Annotated in this window: 18 protein-coding genes and 1 riboswitch; of the genes, 12 read left to right on the top strand and 6 right to left on the bottom strand. The window is 74.3% G+C overall.

Annotation, left to right across the window (positions count from 1 at the left end):
• Nucleotides 1–19: 19 nt before the first annotated feature.
• Nucleotides 20–844: a histidinol-phosphatase gene (hisN, locus tag R2737_01325; GenBank protein MEZ5114881.1), complete on the bottom strand. Its 825-nt coding sequence runs from the start codon at nucleotides 842–844 to the stop codon at nucleotides 20–22.
• Nucleotides 845–914: 70 nt separating this feature from the next.
• Between hisN and R2737_01320 the strand changes: the two genes are divergently transcribed.
• The gene (locus tag R2737_01320; protein ID MEZ5114880.1) at nucleotides 915–1373 is read left to right on the top strand and encodes a DUF2231 domain-containing protein; all 459 of its coding nucleotides are present in this window, start codon (nucleotides 915–917) and stop codon (nucleotides 1371–1373) included.
• A 12-nt stretch (nucleotides 1374–1385) separates the two neighbouring features.
• Here the strand turns inward: R2737_01320 and rsgA are convergent, their stop codons facing one another.
• Entirely contained in the window at nucleotides 1386–2444 is a 1059-nt protein-coding gene (gene rsgA, locus R2737_01315) for a ribosome small subunit-dependent GTPase A (GenBank protein ID MEZ5114879.1), read from the bottom strand.
• Nucleotides 2441–3784, bottom strand: a complete 1344-nt coding sequence (aroA, locus tag R2737_01310; protein ID MEZ5114878.1) for a 3-phosphoshikimate 1-carboxyvinyltransferase — start codon at nucleotides 3782–3784, stop codon at nucleotides 2441–2443. The genes rsgA and aroA overlap by 4 nt, the downstream gene beginning before the upstream one ends.
• Nucleotides 3785–3874: 90 nt before the next feature.
• On the opposite strand from aroA, the gene R2737_01305 reads away from it, so the two are divergent.
• The 4 genes from R2737_01305 (at nucleotide 3875) to rsrA (ending at nucleotide 6568) form a co-directional block, all read left to right on the top strand.
• Nucleotides 3875–4645: an SOS response-associated peptidase gene (locus R2737_01305; GenBank protein ID MEZ5114877.1), complete on the top strand. Its 771-nt coding sequence runs from the start codon at nucleotides 3875–3877 to the stop codon at nucleotides 4643–4645.
• Nucleotides 4642–5448: an alpha/beta family hydrolase gene (locus tag R2737_01300; protein MEZ5114876.1), complete on the top strand. Its 807-nt coding sequence runs from the start codon at nucleotides 4642–4644 to the stop codon at nucleotides 5446–5448. Before R2737_01305 ends, R2737_01300 begins: the two co-directional genes overlap by 4 nt.
• A 203-nt stretch (nucleotides 5449–5651) precedes the next feature.
• A complete protein-coding gene (locus tag R2737_01295; GenBank protein ID MEZ5114875.1) occupies nucleotides 5652–6287 on the top strand; it encodes a sigma-70 family RNA polymerase sigma factor in 636 nt (211 codons plus the stop codon).
• Nucleotides 6284–6568 carry a mycothiol system anti-sigma-R factor gene (rsrA, locus tag R2737_01290; protein MEZ5114874.1) on the top strand — a complete coding sequence of 95 codons (285 nt, stop codon included), beginning with the start codon at nucleotides 6284–6286 and terminating at the stop codon, nucleotides 6566–6568. Before R2737_01295 ends, rsrA begins: the two co-directional genes overlap by 4 nt.
• A 455-nt stretch (nucleotides 6569–7023) precedes the next feature.
• Here the strand turns inward: rsrA and R2737_01285 are convergent, their stop codons facing one another.
• Nucleotides 7024–7890: a hypothetical protein gene (locus tag R2737_01285; GenBank protein ID MEZ5114873.1), complete on the bottom strand. Its 867-nt coding sequence runs from the start codon at nucleotides 7888–7890 to the stop codon at nucleotides 7024–7026.
• Nucleotides 7891–8619: 729 nt separating this feature from the next.
• On the opposite strand from R2737_01285, the gene R2737_01280 reads away from it, so the two are divergent.
• The 4 genes from R2737_01280 to R2737_01265 all read left to right on the top strand — a co-directional run bounded on the left by R2737_01280 (nucleotide 8620) and on the right by R2737_01265 (nucleotide 12939).
• Nucleotides 8620–10056, top strand: coding sequence for an HD-GYP domain-containing protein (locus R2737_01280; protein ID MEZ5114872.1), 1437 nt, complete (start codon nucleotides 8620–8622; stop codon nucleotides 10054–10056).
• Nucleotides 10057–10063: 7 nt separating this feature from the next.
• Nucleotides 10064–11350, top strand: coding sequence for an HD domain-containing protein (locus R2737_01275; GenBank protein ID MEZ5114871.1), 1287 nt, complete (start codon nucleotides 10064–10066; stop codon nucleotides 11348–11350).
• A 75-nt stretch (nucleotides 11351–11425) separates the two neighbouring features.
• The gene (locus tag R2737_01270) at nucleotides 11426–11641 is read left to right on the top strand and encodes a biotin/lipoyl-binding carrier protein (GenBank protein ID MEZ5114870.1); all 216 of its coding nucleotides are present in this window, start codon (nucleotides 11426–11428) and stop codon (nucleotides 11639–11641) included.
• Nucleotides 11642–11688: 47 nt separating this feature from the next.
• Complete coding sequence (locus tag R2737_01265; GenBank protein ID MEZ5114869.1) at nucleotides 11689–12939, top strand: PilT/PilU family type 4a pilus ATPase; 1251 nt, start codon at nucleotides 11689–11691, stop codon at nucleotides 12937–12939.
• 51 nt (nucleotides 12940–12990) lie between these two features.
• Here the strand turns inward: R2737_01265 and R2737_01260 are convergent, their stop codons facing one another.
• Complete coding sequence (locus R2737_01260) at nucleotides 12991–13143, bottom strand: hypothetical protein (GenBank protein MEZ5114868.1); 153 nt, start codon at nucleotides 13141–13143, stop codon at nucleotides 12991–12993.
• An 82-nt stretch (nucleotides 13144–13225) separates the two neighbouring features.
• On the opposite strand from R2737_01260, the gene R2737_01255 reads away from it, so the two are divergent.
• Entirely contained in the window at nucleotides 13226–14272 is a 1047-nt protein-coding gene (locus R2737_01255) for a helix-turn-helix domain-containing protein (protein MEZ5114867.1), read from the top strand.
• Between the two features lie 11 nt (nucleotides 14273–14283).
• A complete protein-coding gene (locus tag R2737_01250) occupies nucleotides 14284–14706 on the top strand; it encodes a hypothetical protein (GenBank protein MEZ5114866.1) in 423 nt (140 codons plus the stop codon).
• Nucleotides 14707–14805: 99 nt separating this feature from the next.
• On the opposite strand, the gene R2737_01245 is transcribed toward R2737_01250, so the two are convergent.
• Complete coding sequence (locus tag R2737_01245; GenBank protein MEZ5114865.1) at nucleotides 14806–15330, bottom strand: GNAT family N-acetyltransferase; 525 nt, start codon at nucleotides 15328–15330, stop codon at nucleotides 14806–14808.
• A gap of 213 nt (nucleotides 15331–15543) precedes the next feature.
• Nucleotides 15544–15656, top strand: a riboswitch (cyclic di-AMP (ydaO/yuaA leader).
• A 65-nt stretch (nucleotides 15657–15721) separates the two neighbouring features.
• Between R2737_01245 and R2737_01240 the strand changes: the two genes are divergently transcribed.
• A complete protein-coding gene (locus R2737_01240) occupies nucleotides 15722–16543 on the top strand; it encodes a peptidoglycan DD-metalloendopeptidase family protein (protein ID MEZ5114864.1) in 822 nt (273 codons plus the stop codon).
• Nucleotides 16544–16552 lie beyond the last annotated feature (9 nt).

The raw sequence follows: 16552 nt of genomic DNA, 5'->3' as shown, positions 1-16552 counted from the left end.
GCCGATGTGGGACCTGGGGTCACCCTGTCCTCAGGAGCTCGAGGACACCGCCGTGCAGGTGGCCGTTCGTGCTCACGGCGCTGGCTCCGGCCAGGGCAGGTCCGCCATCGTAGGCCGTGATCCGGCCCCCCGCCTCGGTCACGATCGGCACCAGCGCGGCGATGTCCCACGGCCCGAGCACCGGCTCCGCCGCAATGTCGACCACGCCCTCGGCGACGAGCACGTGCGACCAGAAGTCCCCGTACGCCCGGGTCCGCCAACAGCCCGCGACGAGCGCCCGCAGCCCGTCGTCGGCGCCGCGCTCGGCCCAGCCCACCGGGTCGGAGTAGGAGAACGACGCGTCGGCCAGGTCGGTGACGCCACTGACGCGCAGGCGGCGCGGCTCTCCGGAGGCCTCCCAGGCCTCGGTCATCCAGGCGCCGGCGTCCCGTGCCGCCCACCACCGGCGACCGAGCGCGGGTGCCGACGCCACGCCGACCACGACCTCGTCCCGGTCGAGCAGCGCGACGAGGGTGGCCCACACCGGGACCCCGCGCAGGTAGTTCTTGGTCCCGTCCACCGGGTCGACGACCCACCGTCGCCGCGCGTCCGAGGGCCCGACGACGCCATACTCCTCGCCGAGGATGGCGTCGTCCGGACGGTCCTCCGCCAGGACCGACCGCACCGCGACCTCCACGTCACGGTCGGCCTCGGTCACCGGGGTGGAGTCGGGCTTGGTCTCCGCGTACAGGTCGGCGGCCCGGAAGCGGCGCAGCGTGATCCTGTCGGCCCGGTCGGCCAGCCGCAGCGCGAGCGCGAGGTCGGCGGCGTAGGGCCCGGTGAGGGTGTCGTCCACGGTCGGCACCCGCGGCACGCTACCGGGCGCGCGGGCTTCGGTTCTTGCTCCGCGACCGCTCCCGGGGGAGGCTGGCGCGGTGTTCGACGAGATCTTGGGCCTGCCCCTGCACCCGCTGGCCGTGCACGCGCCGGTGGTGCTGGTCCCGCTGTCCGCGCTCGGCGTGATCGCGATGGCGCTGGTGCCGCGGTGGTCGCGCCGCTTCGGTCCCGTCGTCGCGCTGGTCGCCCTGGCCGGCGCCGTGTCCGCCTTCGTCGCGAAGGAGTCCGGAGAGGCGCTGCGCGACAACAGGATCGAACTCGGGCAGCAGTTCCCGTCCGACTCGCACTTCACGTACGGCGACCTGATGCCGATCTTCGCGGGCCTGCTCTTCCTCGCCGCCCTGGGCCTGTGGCTGCTCGACCGGGGGACCCCCGGCGACCGGCAGCGGCTGATCGGGACGAAGATCGTGGCCGCCCTCGGGATCGTCGTCGCGGTCGCGTCGGTCTACTGGGTCGTGCGGACCGGGGACTCCGGCGCCCGGCTCGTCTGGGGCTGATCCCGGCCCCGGTCAGGCCTGCGTCGCCCCGGACTCGGGTCCGGCCTCCGGGCCGGACCCCAGCGACCGGAGCACCCGGCGCAGCGACTCCAGCCGGGCCGGTCCGCCCGGGCCGGCATGCCCCTCCGCCACCCAGGCGTCCAGTGCGCAGTCCGGCTCGTCGTGCGTGCAGGCGCGAGGGCACCCGTCGGTGCCCGCGCCGAGCTCGGGGAACGCGTGGATCACCCGGTCCGGGTCGACGTGCGCCAGGCCGAAGGACCGGATGCCCGGGGTGTCGACGATCCAGCCGCCCCCGGGCAGGGGGAGCGCGACCGCGGACGTGGAGGTGTGCCGGCCGCGGCCGGTGACCGCGTTGACCCGGCCGGTCGACCGGTCCGCACCGGGCACCAGGGCATTGACCAGGGTCGACTTCCCCACGCCGGAGTGCCCGACCAGCACGGTCACCCGGTCGTGCAACCGGTCGCGCAACGGGCCGATGTCCGCGCCCCGTCCGAGGACCACCGTGTCCACGTCCAGCCCGCGGTAGGCCTCCAGCATCGGTTCCGGGTCGGCCAGGTCCGACTTGGTGAGCACCAGCAGCGGCCGCAGGCCCGCGTCGTACGCCGCGACCAGCGTCCGGTCGATCAGCCGCGGGCGGGGCTCCGGGTCGGCCAGCGCGGTGACGATGGCGAGCTGGTCGGCGTTGGCGACCACCACCCGCTCGACCGGGTCGGTGTCGTCGGCCGTGCGGCGCAGCACGGTGACCCGGTCGTCGACCCGCACCAGCCGGGCCAGCGCGTCGGTGTCGCCACTGACGTCGCCCACCACGCGCACCCGGTCGCCGACCACCACGCCCTTGCGGCCGAGCTCGCGCGCCTTCACTGCCGTGACCAGCGTGGGCGATGCATCCGGGTCGGTGTCCGCGCGGGGGTCGCCCAGCAGGACCGAGAACCGGCCGCGGTCGACGCCGACGACGAAGCCCTCCTGCGCGTCGTCGTACGCGGGCCGCTCCTTGGAGCGAGGCCGGGACTTGCCGCGGCCGGGGCGGACCCGGACGTCGTCCTCGTCGAGGTCGCGACGCCTACGCGTCACGCGCCCTTGACCTCGCGGACCTCGGGGATGCCGAGCATCTGGGTCCACAGTGCGGGGAAGCTGGGCAGCGTCTTGGCGGTCGTACCGACGTCCTGGACCAGGATGCCGGGGACGACCAGGCCGAGCACCGCCGCGGCGGTCGCCATCCGGTGGTCGTCGTACGTCGCGAACACGCCGCCCCGCAAGGGTTTCGGCTTGATTCGTACGCCGTCGGACTTCTCCGAGACGTCGCCGCCGAGCGCGTTGATCTGGGCCACGATCGCCTCGAGGCGGTCGGTCTCGTGGCCGCGCAGGTGCGCGATGCCGCGCAGCCGGGACGGGGAGTCGGCCAGGGCGCACACAGCGGCCAGCACGGGGGCCAGCTCGCCCACGTCGTGCAGGTCGACGTCGATGCCGCGCACCCGGTCCGGGCCCTGCACCGTCAGGCCCTTCTTGCCCAGGGAGACTTCGCCGCCCATCTCGGAGAACAGGCCGCGCAGCGCGTCACCCGCCTGGGTCGTCTGCTTGGGCCAGTCGCGGACCAGGACCCGGCCGCCGGTGACCATCGCGGCGGCGAGGAACGGGGCGGCGTTGGACAGGTCAGGCTCCACGGTGCGGTCGACCGCGCGGATCCGGGACGGGGACACCGTCCACCGGGCCTTGGTGGGGTCGTCCGCGGACTCGGCGACCTCCACGCCGGACTCGCGCAGCATCGAGACGGTCATGCCGATGTGCGGCATGGACGGGATGGCCGAGCCTTTGTGCCGGACCTCCACGCCCTGGTCGAAACGCGCACCGGACAGCAGCAGCGCGGACACGAACTGGCTGGACGCCGACGCGTCGACGTCCGCCCGACCTCCGGCGACGCGGCCCTTGCCGCGCACCGTGAAGGGCAGCGTGCCGCGGCCGTCGTCGTCGATCGGGACCCCGACCGCCTCGAGCGCGGTGACGATGGCGCCCATCGGCCGCACCCGGGCGCGCGGGTCCCCGTCGAACCGGATGTCGCCCTTGGCCAGGCCGGCGACCGGGGGGAGGAACCGCATCACCGTGCCGGCGAGCCCGCAGTCCACGTGCGCGGGGCCCTTCAGCGGCCCCGGGGTCACCCGCCAGTCGGCGCTGCTGCCCGAGGGGTCACCGGCGTCGCCCAGACGCTCCACGCCGACGCCGAGTGCACGCAGGCCGCGCACCATCAGCCGGGTGTCGCGCGCGCGCAGCGCCGCGGAGACGGTGGAGGGACCGTCGGCCAGCGAGGCCAGGATCAGTGCCCGGTTGGTGACGGACTTCGAGCCGGGGAGGCGCACGTCCGCGTCGACCGGCCCGTCCGCGGTCGGCGCGGGCCACAGATGGTCTGCCGAACCCACGGCGGGGAGCCTACCGGCGATCGCGGGCGCGGCGACCCAGCGTGCGGAACCGCGCCCGCGCGGGCCCGCGGTGCGGCAGGCTGTGCAGCCGTGTGCGGGAGGTACGCCGCCAGCAGGGACCCGGCCGTGCTCGTGGAGGAGTTCGAGGTCGCGTCCCCGCCGGAGGAGGTGTTGGCGCCGGACTACAACGTGGCGCCGACCAAGAAGGTGTACGTGGTGCGCGACCGGCGCCGGGACGACCGGGAGCCGGTGCGCGAGCTCGACGTGGCCCGGTGGGGGCTGGTCCCGTCCTGGGCGAAGGACCCCTCCATCGGCTCGCGGATGATCAACGCCCGGATGGAGACGGTGGCGGAGAAGCCGGCGTTCCGGCGGGCCTTCGCCCGGCGTCGCTGCCTGGTCCCCGCGGACGGCTACTACGAGTGGTACACCCCCGAGGGCGGTCCGGCCGGGCGGTCGGGGAAGCCGCTGAAGCAGCCGTTCTTCATCCACCCCCGCGACGGCGGCGTGCTGGCGATGGCCGGCCTGTACGAGTTCTGGCGGGACCCGACCCGCGACGAGGACGACCCGGCGTCGTGGCTGATGACGGCCACCATCCTGACGACCACCGCCGAGGACGGGTTGGGGCGCATCCACGACCGGATGCCGCTACTGGTGCCCCGGGAGCGCTGGGCGGCCTGGCTGGACCCGGAGGCCGCGGTGGGCGATGGGGCGGGCGAGCTGCTGGTGCCGGCCGCGCCGGGCCTGCTCGACGCCTACCCGGTGTCGACCCGCGTCAACAACGTACGGAACAACGGCCCGGACCTGCTCGACCCGCTGCCGCCGGACGATGCGGAGCGCGCGGTGCAGGAGGTGCTCTCGTGAGCCGCCCCCCGCGGGACGTCCCGGACCGCACGGACCCGCCGGACGAGGGCGACGTCCCGGACGTGGAGGCCACCCGCCCGCTGGCGGTCGCCGAGGCTCCTCCGGGCGAACCCGCTCCGCAGGAGCCGGTCGTGCGGGAGGTCGAGACGTCCGTGGGCACGGCGCGGGTGCACATCACGCCGCCGGCGTACGGCGTGCCGCGAGCCACGCTGGTGCTCGGCCACGGCGCCGGCGGGGGGACCGACTCCGCCGACCTGGCCGCGCTCGTGGCCGCCCTCCCCGCCGACGGGGTGGAGGTCGTGCTGGTCGAGCAGCCGTGGCGGGTGGCCGGCAAGCGGGTGGCGGAGCGGCCGCCCCGGCTGGACGCCGCGTGGACCGAGGTCCTCACCGACCTGCGCAGGCACGGGTACGCGGCCCGCCGCCTGGTGGTGGGCGGGCGCAGCGCGGGGGCTCGGGTGGCCTGCCGGACGGCCGCGACGGTCCGGCCGGACGCGGTGCTGTGCCTGGCGTTCCCACTGCACCCGCCGGGCCGGCGCGGGGCCTCGCGCCTGGACGAGCTGGCCGAGGCGACCGCGGTGGCCCCGGTCGTGGTGGTCCAGGGGGCGCGAGACGCGTTCGGGGGGCCGGACGAGGTCGCCGGGGCGGCGCTGGAGCTCGGCGTGTCCGTGCTGACGGTGGCGGTGCCGTACGCCGACCACTCGTTCAAGGTGCCCGCCCGCGCACCGGTCACCCAGGCCGAGACGCTGCAGGTGGTCGTGTCCGCGGCCCGCCAACTGGCGCTGGGAGCCCGGTCCGACGGCTGAGGCGGCGGCGGGCCGGGACGACGGCGGGGGTACGGCGGGGACGCGGCGGGAATGCGCCTGCCGCGGCGGGTGTTGTGCACCGGCGAACCGGCCGTACCTGGGAGGACCTGTTGCTGCTCGCCCCGCACCTGCCCTCGGCGGACCTGCCCCTCGGGACGCTGCCGGGGGATCCGGGCGCTTCGGGACGAGTACCCTCCTCGGCGATGACGGACGACGACGACGGCCGGGCCGTCGAGGAGACCCCCGCCGAGCGCGAGGCGCGGTTCGAGCGCGACGCGCTGCCGTTCCTGGACCAGCTGTACGCCGCGGCGCTGCGGATGACCCGCAACCCCGCGGACGCCGAGGACCTGGTGCAGGACACGTACGTGCGCGCCTTCGCGGCCTTCCACCAGTTCCAGGAGGGCACCAACCTCAAGGCCTGGCTGTTCCGGATCCTCACCAACACGTTCATCAACGGCTACCGCAAGAAGCAGCGCGAGCCGCTGCAGACCGGCACCGAGGACCTCGAGGACTGGCAGATGGCCCGGGCCGAGGCGCACTCGTCCAGCGGGCTGCGCTCGGCCGAGTCGGAGGCGCTGGACCGGCTGCCGGACTCCGCGGTCGTCGACGCTCTCGCGGCGCTGCCGGACGACTTCCGGATGGCGGTCTACCTCGCCGACGTCGAGGGGTTCGCGTACAAGGAGATCGCCGAGATCATGGGCACGCCCGTGGGGACGGTGATGTCGCGGCTGCACCGGGGTCGCAAGCAGCTGCGCACGGCGCTGGAGGACTACGCCCGCGAGCGGGGCATCGTGCCCGCCGCTGCCGCGGGCGACGGCGTGGGGGAGGGCGAGTCATGAGCTGCGGGCACCCCCACGACATCGACTGCGGCGAGGTGCTGGACCGGGTCTACGAGTACCTCGACGGCGAGCTCGACGACGAGGCCCGCGAGGGGATCCGGCAGCACCTGGACGAGTGCTCCCCGTGCCTGCGGCAGTACGGCCTGGAGCAGGCGGTCAAGTCCCTGGTCGTGCGGTCCTGCGGCTGCGAGCACGCCCCCGAGGCGCTGCGGGTGCAGGTGGTGGCCCGGCTGCGGCAGATCCGGGTCCAGTACGACGTCCGCGAGTACCGCGTCGACTGACGCCCTCGACGGACCGCGTCACCGCTCCGCCCCGCCCCCTCACTCCCTGTGGTGCCGGTTTCGCGAGCTACAGCTCGCGAAACCGGCACCACAAGCCCGCGCCCCCGTGCTCGGCGCCCCCGGAGACGCACACGACCCCCGGCCCTCGATGGGCGGGGGTCGTGTGCGTCTGGGCGCTGTGGTGCGCCGGACTCAGCTGTTGGGGCGCTTGCCGTGGTTGGCGCCGCTCTTCTTGCGGTCGCGCTTCTTGCGCGCGCGCTTGCTCATGCGTACTCCCGGGGACTCGGTCTGCGGACCCCCATGGTGCCACGACTGCGGCGGTGGCCCTGACGTGCTGGCTCGGGCAGGAGCAGGGTGCGCGGGCGCCCCCTACGTCACCGACGGCTCTGCCACCGTCGCGCTTCGTACCCGCCACGCCGCCTCCCGCGGGCACCCGAAGAGGACGTGCGGGCGGGTCAGCCGGACAGGCGGCGGTTGACGGCGGCGAGGACGGACCGGGCGACCGCGTCCTCGGGGTCGGCGCGGACGACCGCGGAGCCGCTGGTGATGTGCTCGCCCACGCGGGGGATGTCCAGGCGCAGCACGCTGAGCGCGATGGTGTCCCCGCCGGTGGTCACCAGCTGCGCACTGGTCACGGCGGCCGGGATGCCGAGCAGTTCGTCCAGCGCGGCCAGGGTGGCCTCGGCGACCAGGCGGGGCCGCATGGTCGGGGATCCGGGACCGGCGGCGCTGCCGGTGTAGGTCGCTCCCTCGATACCGAGGACCACGGTGATCTTGCTGGTCCCGCCGGCCCGGCTGGTGGTGATCGAGGTCAGCGCCGCGCGCGTCGGCGGCTCGTCCCGGGTGTCCCGCGTCGGGCCGCCGGCCGCCTCGGCGACGGGCGACATCTGCGCCGGGCGGTCGCTCTCCCCGGTCATGCTGCCCGCACTGGCACGTGCCGCGTCGGTGGCCGAAGCGTCCACCAGCGTGTTCGCCTCGCCGCCGGGGTGCGCGGCGCCGGGGCCGTTCGACCCGGTCCCGTGGGTGCCATTGGCGTTGGCGCCGGGGGCGTACGCGGCGGGAGTGGTCGTCGGCTCCCCGGGCAGCAGCGGGTCGTCGATCTGGACGACGCTCACGATGCGGTGGTCGATGTCGAGGTTGTGGCGGGCCAGGGCGACGGCCTGCACGTCCCGGACGACCTGCTTGGCGGGCTTGCCCGGTGTGGCCAGCACGTGCACCTCGGTCGGCCGCGCGTCCGGGCCGGTCACCACGCTCGCGGCGCGCACGCCCGGGATCAGGCGCAGCGACTCCTCGAGGTCGGGTAGCAGGCGCAGGGAGGCCACCCGCGGCACGGTACGGCCCCACCCGCGTCCCGGCGCGGAGGCTCGCCGGTCCCCGGAGGGGTAGCGCGGACACTCGAGACCTCCTCCGCCGACCCCGTGTGGTGGCGGGTGTGTGGGCGATAGCGGACACAACCGGCACCACAGCACCAGACGTGGTGCGGGGCTCCGAAGGACGGGAGCGCCGTGACGCTGGGTGATGACAGCGCCGGGTGATCCTCGCCCGGGCGGGTGAATCACGCAGGTGTAGTTACCGAGAGCCTCTTGACACCCCTTTCGTCACACCGATCCCATGGGCACCGCAACCGTTCACGGCCACCGTCCGTGACAGTTGCCGGGAGATACCGCCGTTCGGGTGACAGGCTCGGGGAAGGCCTGTCCGCATCGGCGGGCACGTCCTCGCGGGCACAGGGGACCCGCGTCCACAACTGCAGAGCGGCGAGATCGGGATCGGTAGCACCGGAGCGCGAGGGGCGGCCGGCGTGCACCACACCCACACCAAGCGGAGCGGATCTCGCACGGGCGACGAGCGGAGGCCCGTGACGTGAATCCGAGAGGTGATATCCCGATGCGCAAGATCGCGACGATGGTCGAGCGACTGCTGGGCTCTGAGGCCGGTTTCGCCTGGCGGTGACACGCCAGTTCTGATCGACCACCGGACGGCCCTCAAGGAAACTACCGTTGCTGCCGATCCCGATCTCGCCGGTCTGTGTCACGACAGACGGAGGGGGCATGGAGCAGACGCCGCTCGCGGCCCGACGGTGGGTGCAGATCACCGTCGGCCTGGCGGCGTTCGTCCTCGTCCTGTCGCTGGCCACCGGCGTCGACTGGTCCGTGGTCCTCCCGCTGGCCGCCATGGTCGCGCTGGTCGACCGGGTGTTCCGGGTACCCGGGGACCGCCCGGTGGCCTTCCTCGTCACGTCGCCCCTGGTCATCGGCAGCTTCGCCCTCGGCGGGCCGGCGTCCGCGGCCCTGGTCGCCGCCGCCACCCTCGCCGCTCCCGGCTCCTCGCAGTGGATCAAGCGGCTGTTCAACGCCGGGCAGTACGTTGTGGCCGCGTACGTCGGCGGCTGGGTCTATCTGCTCCTCGGAGGCGACGTCCCCATCTCGGCGTCGTCGTTCCCCTGGGTGGTGCTGCAGTTCCTCGCCGCCGCGCTCGCCTTCGAGGTCGTCAACGCGCTGTTCGTCATCGTCGTGGTGTCGCTGGCGGAGCGGATGTCCCCGGCCCGGGTCTACCGCGGCATGGTCCGGGAGAACGTGCTGCCGGTCCTGATGTACTCGCTGTTCGGCCTGCTGCTCGCCGTCGTGTGGGCCGCCGGCGTCGGCTGGGTGGCCTCGCTGCTGGTCCTGCTGCCGCTGGCCGTCGCCCGCTGGGTGTTCGCCCAGTTCGAGGCGCAGCGCGAGGCGTACGAGTCCACGATCCGCTCGCTGATCCAGGCGGTGGAGACCAAGGACGCCTATACCCGCGGCCACTCCGAGCGGGTGGCCCGGGCCAGCCTGATGATCGGCCGCCGGATCCGGATGCGCGACGACCGGCTGGAGTCGCTGCGCTACGCCGGGACGCTGCACGACGTCGGCAAGCTCGGCGTGCCGACCCGGGTGCTGCAGAAGGCCGGCCGGCTCAGTGACGACGAGTTCGCCGCCATCCAGCTGCACCCGGTACGTGGCCGGGAGATCACCCGCGAGCTGGACTTCCTCGGCGAGGCGGTCATGGGGATCTACCACCACCACGAGCGCATCGACGGCCGTGGCTACCCGCTGGGCCTGACGGGTGAGCAGATCCCCGAGTTCGCCCGCATCATCGCCGTCGCGGACGCCTTCGACTCCATGACCACGACCCGCTCCTACCGCGGCGCCCGCAGCGTCGGGGAAGCGGTCGCGGAGCTCATCGCCTGCAAGGGCACCCAGTTCGACCCGGGGATGGTCGACGCGCTGGTCGACGCGATCGACCAGGACGGCTGGGTCACCATCACCGACGCGCTGCCGCCGCTGGTCGACGTGCCCGATGCCGCCGACCGGATGGAGCCCTCGTTCGGGGTCGACGACGACGATCCCACCGCGGCCGACGCGCTCGCCGCCCACCGGCCCGCAGCCGCGGAACCGCGACCCGGTGCCACGCGCGACGCTGCGGACTGCTCGCGCGGCGAGGGCCGCGGACCGAGCCGGTGACCGCCCCGTGAGCCCCGGCCGCCGGAGCGCCGACAGCGCCTCCCGGGCGGCGCTGCCGTTCCTCGTCCTCGCCGCGATCGTCGTGGTCGCCTCGGCCGCGACCGTGGCCGTGGCGGGCCTGGAGCATGGCACCGTCGTCCTCAGCGTGGCGTTCGGCGCCTTCATCGCGGTCGGCGAGGTCCTGCGCGTACGCCTTCCCGGCGAGCGGGAGGCCGCGCCGCTCGCCGCGGCCGGCACGCTGGCCTTCGCGCTGCTGCCCGCCTACAACGGCACGGACCTGTCGTACGGAGCGACCCAGGTCGTGCTGGTCACGACGATCGGGCTGCTGGTCGGCTCGGTCCCCGGGGTGGTCGCGGGCCGTGGCATCCAGCCGGACGAGTTCGCCCGCCGGGTCCTGGTCGTGACGCTGGTCGCGGTGATCTTCCGGCCGCTGCTGGAGACCGACCTGGTCCCGCACTCCGCCAGCCCCGCGCTCGCGCTGGCGATGGTGGTCGTCGCCGCGATCGGCTCGCTGGCCGACGCCCTGATCGCCTCCGCGGTGGCTGCGTCGGGCGCGCGGGCACCGTTCACCACGACCCTCGGTGACGAGATCCGCGCGCTGGCCGGGATGGGCTCGGCGGTCGGTGCCACGGGCATCCTGATCGCCCTGGCCACCCCCCACATGGGGCTGTGGTCGCTGCCGGTGTTCGCGCTGCCGCTGCTGCTGACCTGGTTCGCGTTCCGCCGCTACGCCGGCATCCGGCGGACGTACATCCAGACGATCCGGGCGCTGGCCCGCGTGACGGAGATCGGGGGCTACTCCGAGACCGGGCACGCCCGCCGGGTCAGCGCGCTGGCCGTCGACATCGGCCGCCAGCTCGGGATGACCGAGCGGCAGCTGGTGGACCTGGAGTACGCCGCCCTGCTGCACGACATCGGCCAGCTGTCCCTGCCCGAGCCGATCCCCGGCGGCGCCACGACGATGGTGAGCGACGAGGACCAGCGGCGCATCGCCGAACTGGGGTCGGCCGTCATCCGGCAGACCGGGGTCATGGACGAGGTCGCGCTCATGATCGAGCGGCAGGCCGATCCCTGGCGCCCGCACCGGGGCGCCCCGGACCCGACCCTGCCGCTGGGCAGCCGGATCATCCGTGCCGTGAACGCGTACGACGACCTGGTCGGAGCCTCGGTGGAGAGCGACCGCCGGTTGCAGGCGCTGGAGCGCCTGAACCTGGCGACCGTGAGCGACTACGACCCCGACGTCGTCGCGGTGCTGACACGTACGGTCGAGCGCGACCTGGAGCGGGTCGGCTGAGCCACCGACACGGCCGGGGGCGAGGGTGCGAGGATGCGCCGGCGGGGCCGCGGTCGGGACGCAGAGGGAGTGGTCATGGCCAGCGAGGTGCGGGCGGACATGGTCGCCGCCGTGTTCAAGGTCGTGGTGTCCACCGGCGACCCCGTGTCAGGGGGCGACACCCTGGTGGTCCTGGAGTCGATGAAGATGGAGATCCCGGTGCTGGCCGAAGAGGCCGGCCGGGTCGTGGAGGTCTGCGTCCGAGAGGGTGACGTCGTCCAGGAGGGCGACGTCCTGGTGGTCGTAGGCTGAATCGCCGGGCCGCGGACGCGGCCGGCGCAGCGCCAAGGGGGCGGACGGTGGACGAGGCGACGATCGACGAGCGCCAGGCCGAGTTGGAGGACCTCGGGCGCGAGCAGCACCACGCGGCCGAGGACATCGCGGCAGGCCCGACGGAGGACATCGCGCCGTTCCGCCTGGCCAGCGAGCTGCCGGAGCGCCGGCTGAAGTCCGCGTACGGCGATGAGGTGCCACCCACCTCGGTCGAGCCGTTGCTGCGTGCCCTGGTGGACAGCGGTGGCTCGGACCTGCACTGCAAGGTGGCCTCCCCGCCGCGGCTGCGGATCGACGGCCGGCTGCGCAGCCTGGACGTGCCCCCGCTGCGGCCGCAGGACACCGAGCACATCCTGCGCGAGGTGCTGCGGCACGACCTGATCGAGCAGTTCGACGAGCGGTCCGAGGCCGACTTCGCGTACACGATCCCGGGTGTGGGTCGCTTCCGCGTCAACGCATTCCGGCAGCGCGGCTCCGTCGGCCTGGTGTTCCGGCGGGTGTCCGTCGGCGCGATCCCGCTGGAGGACCTCGGCCTGCCGTCGGTGCTGGCCCCGCTGTCGCTGGAGCCGCGCGGCCTCGTGCTGGTCACCGGCCCGACCGGCTCCGGCAAGACGACGACGCTCGCGGGCATGGTGGACAACATCAACCGCAACCGGGAGGTGCACATCGTCACGATCGAGGATCCGATCGAGGTGCTGCACCAGGACAAGCTGGCGATGGTCAACCAGCGCGAGGTGCTGGTGGACACCGCGGACTTCGGCATCGCGATGCGGGCCGCCATGCGGCAGGACCCCGACGTCATCCTCATCGGCGAGATGCGCGACGTGGAGACGGTGAAGGCCGCCATCGCCGCGGCCGAGACCGGTCACTTCGTCATGTCGACCCTGCACACCGCCGACGCGCAGGAGACGGTGTCCCGCGTCATCGACTTCTTCCCCCTGCACGAGCAGAAGCAGGTACGGCTGTCCCTGGCCGGCGCGCTCAAGGCGGTGCTGTGCCAGCGGCTGGTGCCGCGGGCCGACGGGCTGGGCCGGTGCGTGGCCATGGAGGTGCTCGTCAACACCGGCCGCGTCTCGGACGCGATCATCGACCCGGAGAAGACCTCCACGATCACCAGCCTGATCGAGGAGGGCGGCTTCTACGGGATGCAGACGTTCGACCAGCACCTCACCGCGCTGTTCCGCGACGGGATCATCACCCTGGACGAGGCGCTGGCCGCGTCGTCGGCCCCGCACGACCTCATGGTCGAGCTGCGTCGCCTGGGGCTGGTGGCCTGACCCCGGGGCCGGCGGCATCGCGGTCGCCGGGCCCGGGATCGGCCGACCGACTCACACCCAGCGGGGGAGCCAGGTCGCGGGCATGTCGTCGTAGCGGGACCGCGGCGGCCGGCCGGACCGGTCCGACGCGACCAGGCGACCGGTGAGGGCGGCCACGGCCGCCAGCAGCAGGATCAGGACCAGGATCATCAGTGTCGTCGTCATGGCAGAAATCATGCGTCTGTCACAAAACTGACACCAGTGGCAGTATTGACAGATACCGTCGAGTTCCTGCCACACTGATCCCATGCTGCGCACCGTCGCCGCCGTGGTCCTGGACGGGGTGTCCCCGTTCGAGCTCGGAGTCGTCTGCGAGGTGTTCGGCGTCGACCGCAGCGAGTCCGGCGTCCCCCCGCTCGACTTCGCCGTCGTCGCGGGCGAGGCCGGGCCGTTGCGCACGTCGGTCGGTGGGTTCACCCTGACGCCGGACGCCGGCCTCGAGCGGCTCGCGACCGCCGACCTCGTCGCCGTGCCGGCCGCCGGCGGAGTGGGCCGGGACCCCGGCGCGGGCGGCCGTCCGCTGCCGCCCGGGGTGGCCGAGGCGCTGGTGGCGGCGGTGGACCGGGGCGCCCGCGTGCTCAGCGTGTGCACCGGGGCGTTCGTGCTCGCGGCGGCGGGGCTCCTCGACGGCCGTCGCTGCACGACGCACTGGATGTTCGCCGACGAGCTGGCACGCGCCGTGCCGTCCGCGACGGTCGAGCCGGACGTGCTGTACGTCGAGGACGGTCCCGTGCTGACCAGCGCCGGCACGGCGGCGGGCATCGACGCCTGCCTGCACGTGGTCCGCTCGGAGTTCGGGGCCCGGGCGGCCGGGGTCGTGGCCCGCCGGATGGTGGTGCCGCCGCACCGCGAGGGCGGCCAGGCGCAGTTCGTCGAGGCACCGTTCCCGGCATGCCCCTCGGACGGCCTCGGCCCCCTGCTGGCCTGGCTGCTGGAGCGCCTGGACGAGGAGCACACGGTGGAGTCGCTGGCGCAGCGCGCGGTGATGTCGCCGCGGACGTTCGCGCGGCGGTTCCGGGCGGAGACGGGGACCACGCCCTACTCGTGGCTGCTCACCCAGCGGGTGCTGGCCGCCCAGCGGATGCTCGAGGGCACCGACCTGCCGGTCGAGGAGGTCGCGCGGCGGTGCGGATTCGGCTCGGCCGCGGTGATGCGCCACCACTTCGTCCGGCTGCGGCGCACGTCCCCGCAGGCCTACCGCCGGACCTTCCGTCCCGCGGCCGTCGGATCGGATGCTGGGCCCGCAGAGTCCGCCGCTGACCCGGAGCCGGCGCTGTCGGGGGCCGTCACCTAGGGTGGCGCGCCATGAGCCCCGCCGCCGACCGGGTCGACCCCGCGGAGTCCCTCGAGCCCGGGCGTGACGCGTACCTGACGCATCTCGTCGGTGACGCCGACACCGCGACGGCCCTCGGCAGTGGCGATGTCCCCGTTCTGGCCACGCCCCGGCTCGTGGCGCTGTGCGAGGCGGCGACCGTGGCCGCGGTAGCCGGCGCGCTGCCGCCGGGGAGCACGTCGGTCGGCACGCGCGTGGTGATGGACCACCTGGCCGCCACCCCGGTGGGCGAGTCGGTGGTGGTGCGCGCCGAGGTACGCGTAGTCGACGGGCGGACGCTGCACTTCGACGTCGTCGCCGAGCACGACCTCGGCGACGGCCCCGTGGTGGCGGCCCGCGGCGAGGTGACCCGGGTGGTCGTCGACCGGGACCGCTTCCTCAGCCGCCTGGGCTGACGGGTCGGTCGCGCTTCGCGCTCTGCCCTGCCGACCGCGTTGTGGTGCCGGTTGCGCGAGCTGTAGCTCCCACACCCGCCACCACAACCGCTAGTGGGGTCATCCGGGAGTCCGGCTGTCGATGCCGCGGCGGTAGGCCTGCAGGACGATGCCGGGGACGGGCTCCCAGTCGCGGTCGGGGACGCGGGAGAAGCCGAGTCGCGCGTACAGCCGGTGCGCGGCGTCGTTGGACCACAGCACGAACAGCACCAGCGCGTGCGACCCGGCACCCCGGGCGTACGACTCGACCGCGTCCACCAGCAGCGGCCCGATGCCGGCGCCCCAGGCCTCGGGTGCCACGGCCAGGAACCGGAACTCGGTCTCGCCCTCGCGGGCCAGCTCGGAGTACTCCGTCCCCCAGGGGCAGATGGTCACGGTGCCGACCAACGCGCCCTCGCGCTCGGCCACCAGCACCGGCCCGGCCGCGGCCCGCCCGACGGCGTCCCGCAACGTCACCTCGTACCCCGAGTCGCCGTCCAGGGCGCCGGCCGCGCGGTACGACGCCTCGGTCAGCGCGCCGACCGCCGGCAGCTCGTCCGCGCGGGCCGGGCGTACGACGACATCAGCGGTCCCGGGAGCGGTCACGGGCCACATGCTCGCAGCCGGCCGCCGCGACCGGTCGGCTGCCCAGGATCGCCCGAACGGCTGAGGACGGACACCCGCAACTGGGACATTCCTGACACGAAGTGGTGACGACCGTCACCGTTCTGTTACCGTTCCCCCGCTCCTCCCGAGGGAGGGAGGGGCCCCGCGGCGGACGCCGAGTCCTGCCCCCGCCGAGGGAGCCACCCACGAACCGCTCGGGCAGGAGCGGGGGACCCACACCGGGCGCACCGACGGTGCGCCCTTGGGGTGAAGCCGCCACCAGGCGGCCGGCCACCTCCAGGCCGAACCCGACAGCTCACCCCGCAGGCGCCGGAGGCCACCCATGAGGGGAACCACTGCGCCGCGCGCACGCGCCCGAACGCTTCGCATCGTGTCCGCGAGCATGCTGTCCGCGGGCACCCTCGCCGCCGGGCTGCTCGCCGCTCCCGCAGCGCTCGCCGCACCCACCCCGGCTGCGGCTCCTGCTCCGGCCGCGGCTCCGGCACCCGCCGCCGCAGCCGCGCCGGCCGTCGCCCGTGCCGCCGCTCCGCCGGTGCTGCGGTACGGCTCCCGCGGCGCCGCCGTCAAGGTCGTGCAGCGGGCGCTCAAGGTCCGCCCGGTGTCCGGCTACTTCGGCCGGGTCACCCTGGCTGCGGTCAAGCGGTTCCAGAAGGCCAAGGGCATCCCGACCACCGGCGTCGTGGCGACCATGACCTGGAAGGCCCTCGGCGAGCGTGCCTCTCGCGCCGCCGCGGCCACCACGACCGGTACCGCCGCGGCGACCTCGTCCGACCAGGGCGACGCCCCCGCGACCACCGGCGGCCGGTCCTGCCCGGTCAAGGGCAACTTCCGCTACGCCGACGGCTTCGGCGCCTCCCGCTGGCACGGCGCGCACATGGGCATCGACCTGATGGGCTTCCGGGGACAGAAGCTGCTCGCCGTGGAGAACGGGTATGTGGTCCGCGAGGGTCGGCAGTCCAACGGCGCCCTGCGGATCGTGTTCCAGGGGCAGAGCGGGTCGAAGTACTACTACGGCCACAACTCGGTGCACCTGGTCTCCGGTGGTGAGCGCGTCCGCGCCGGCGAGGTCATCGCGCTGATGGGCGACACCGGCTCCCCGGGTGCCGTGCACCTGCACTTCGAGTACTGGAAGAGCGGCGGGGAGTCCGATGCCGTCGACCCCGAGCCGCTGGTCCGCAGCCTCTGCGGCTGAGGCGGCACG

The sequence above is a fragment of the Candidatus Nanopelagicales bacterium genome (genome assembly GCA_041393815.1).
Classification (GTDB): domain Bacteria; phylum Actinomycetota; class Actinomycetes; order S36-B12; family JAWKJK01; genus JAWKJK01.
Note: the sequence above shows the minus strand (reverse complement) of the source record. Positions and strands in the feature narration are given on the sequence as shown.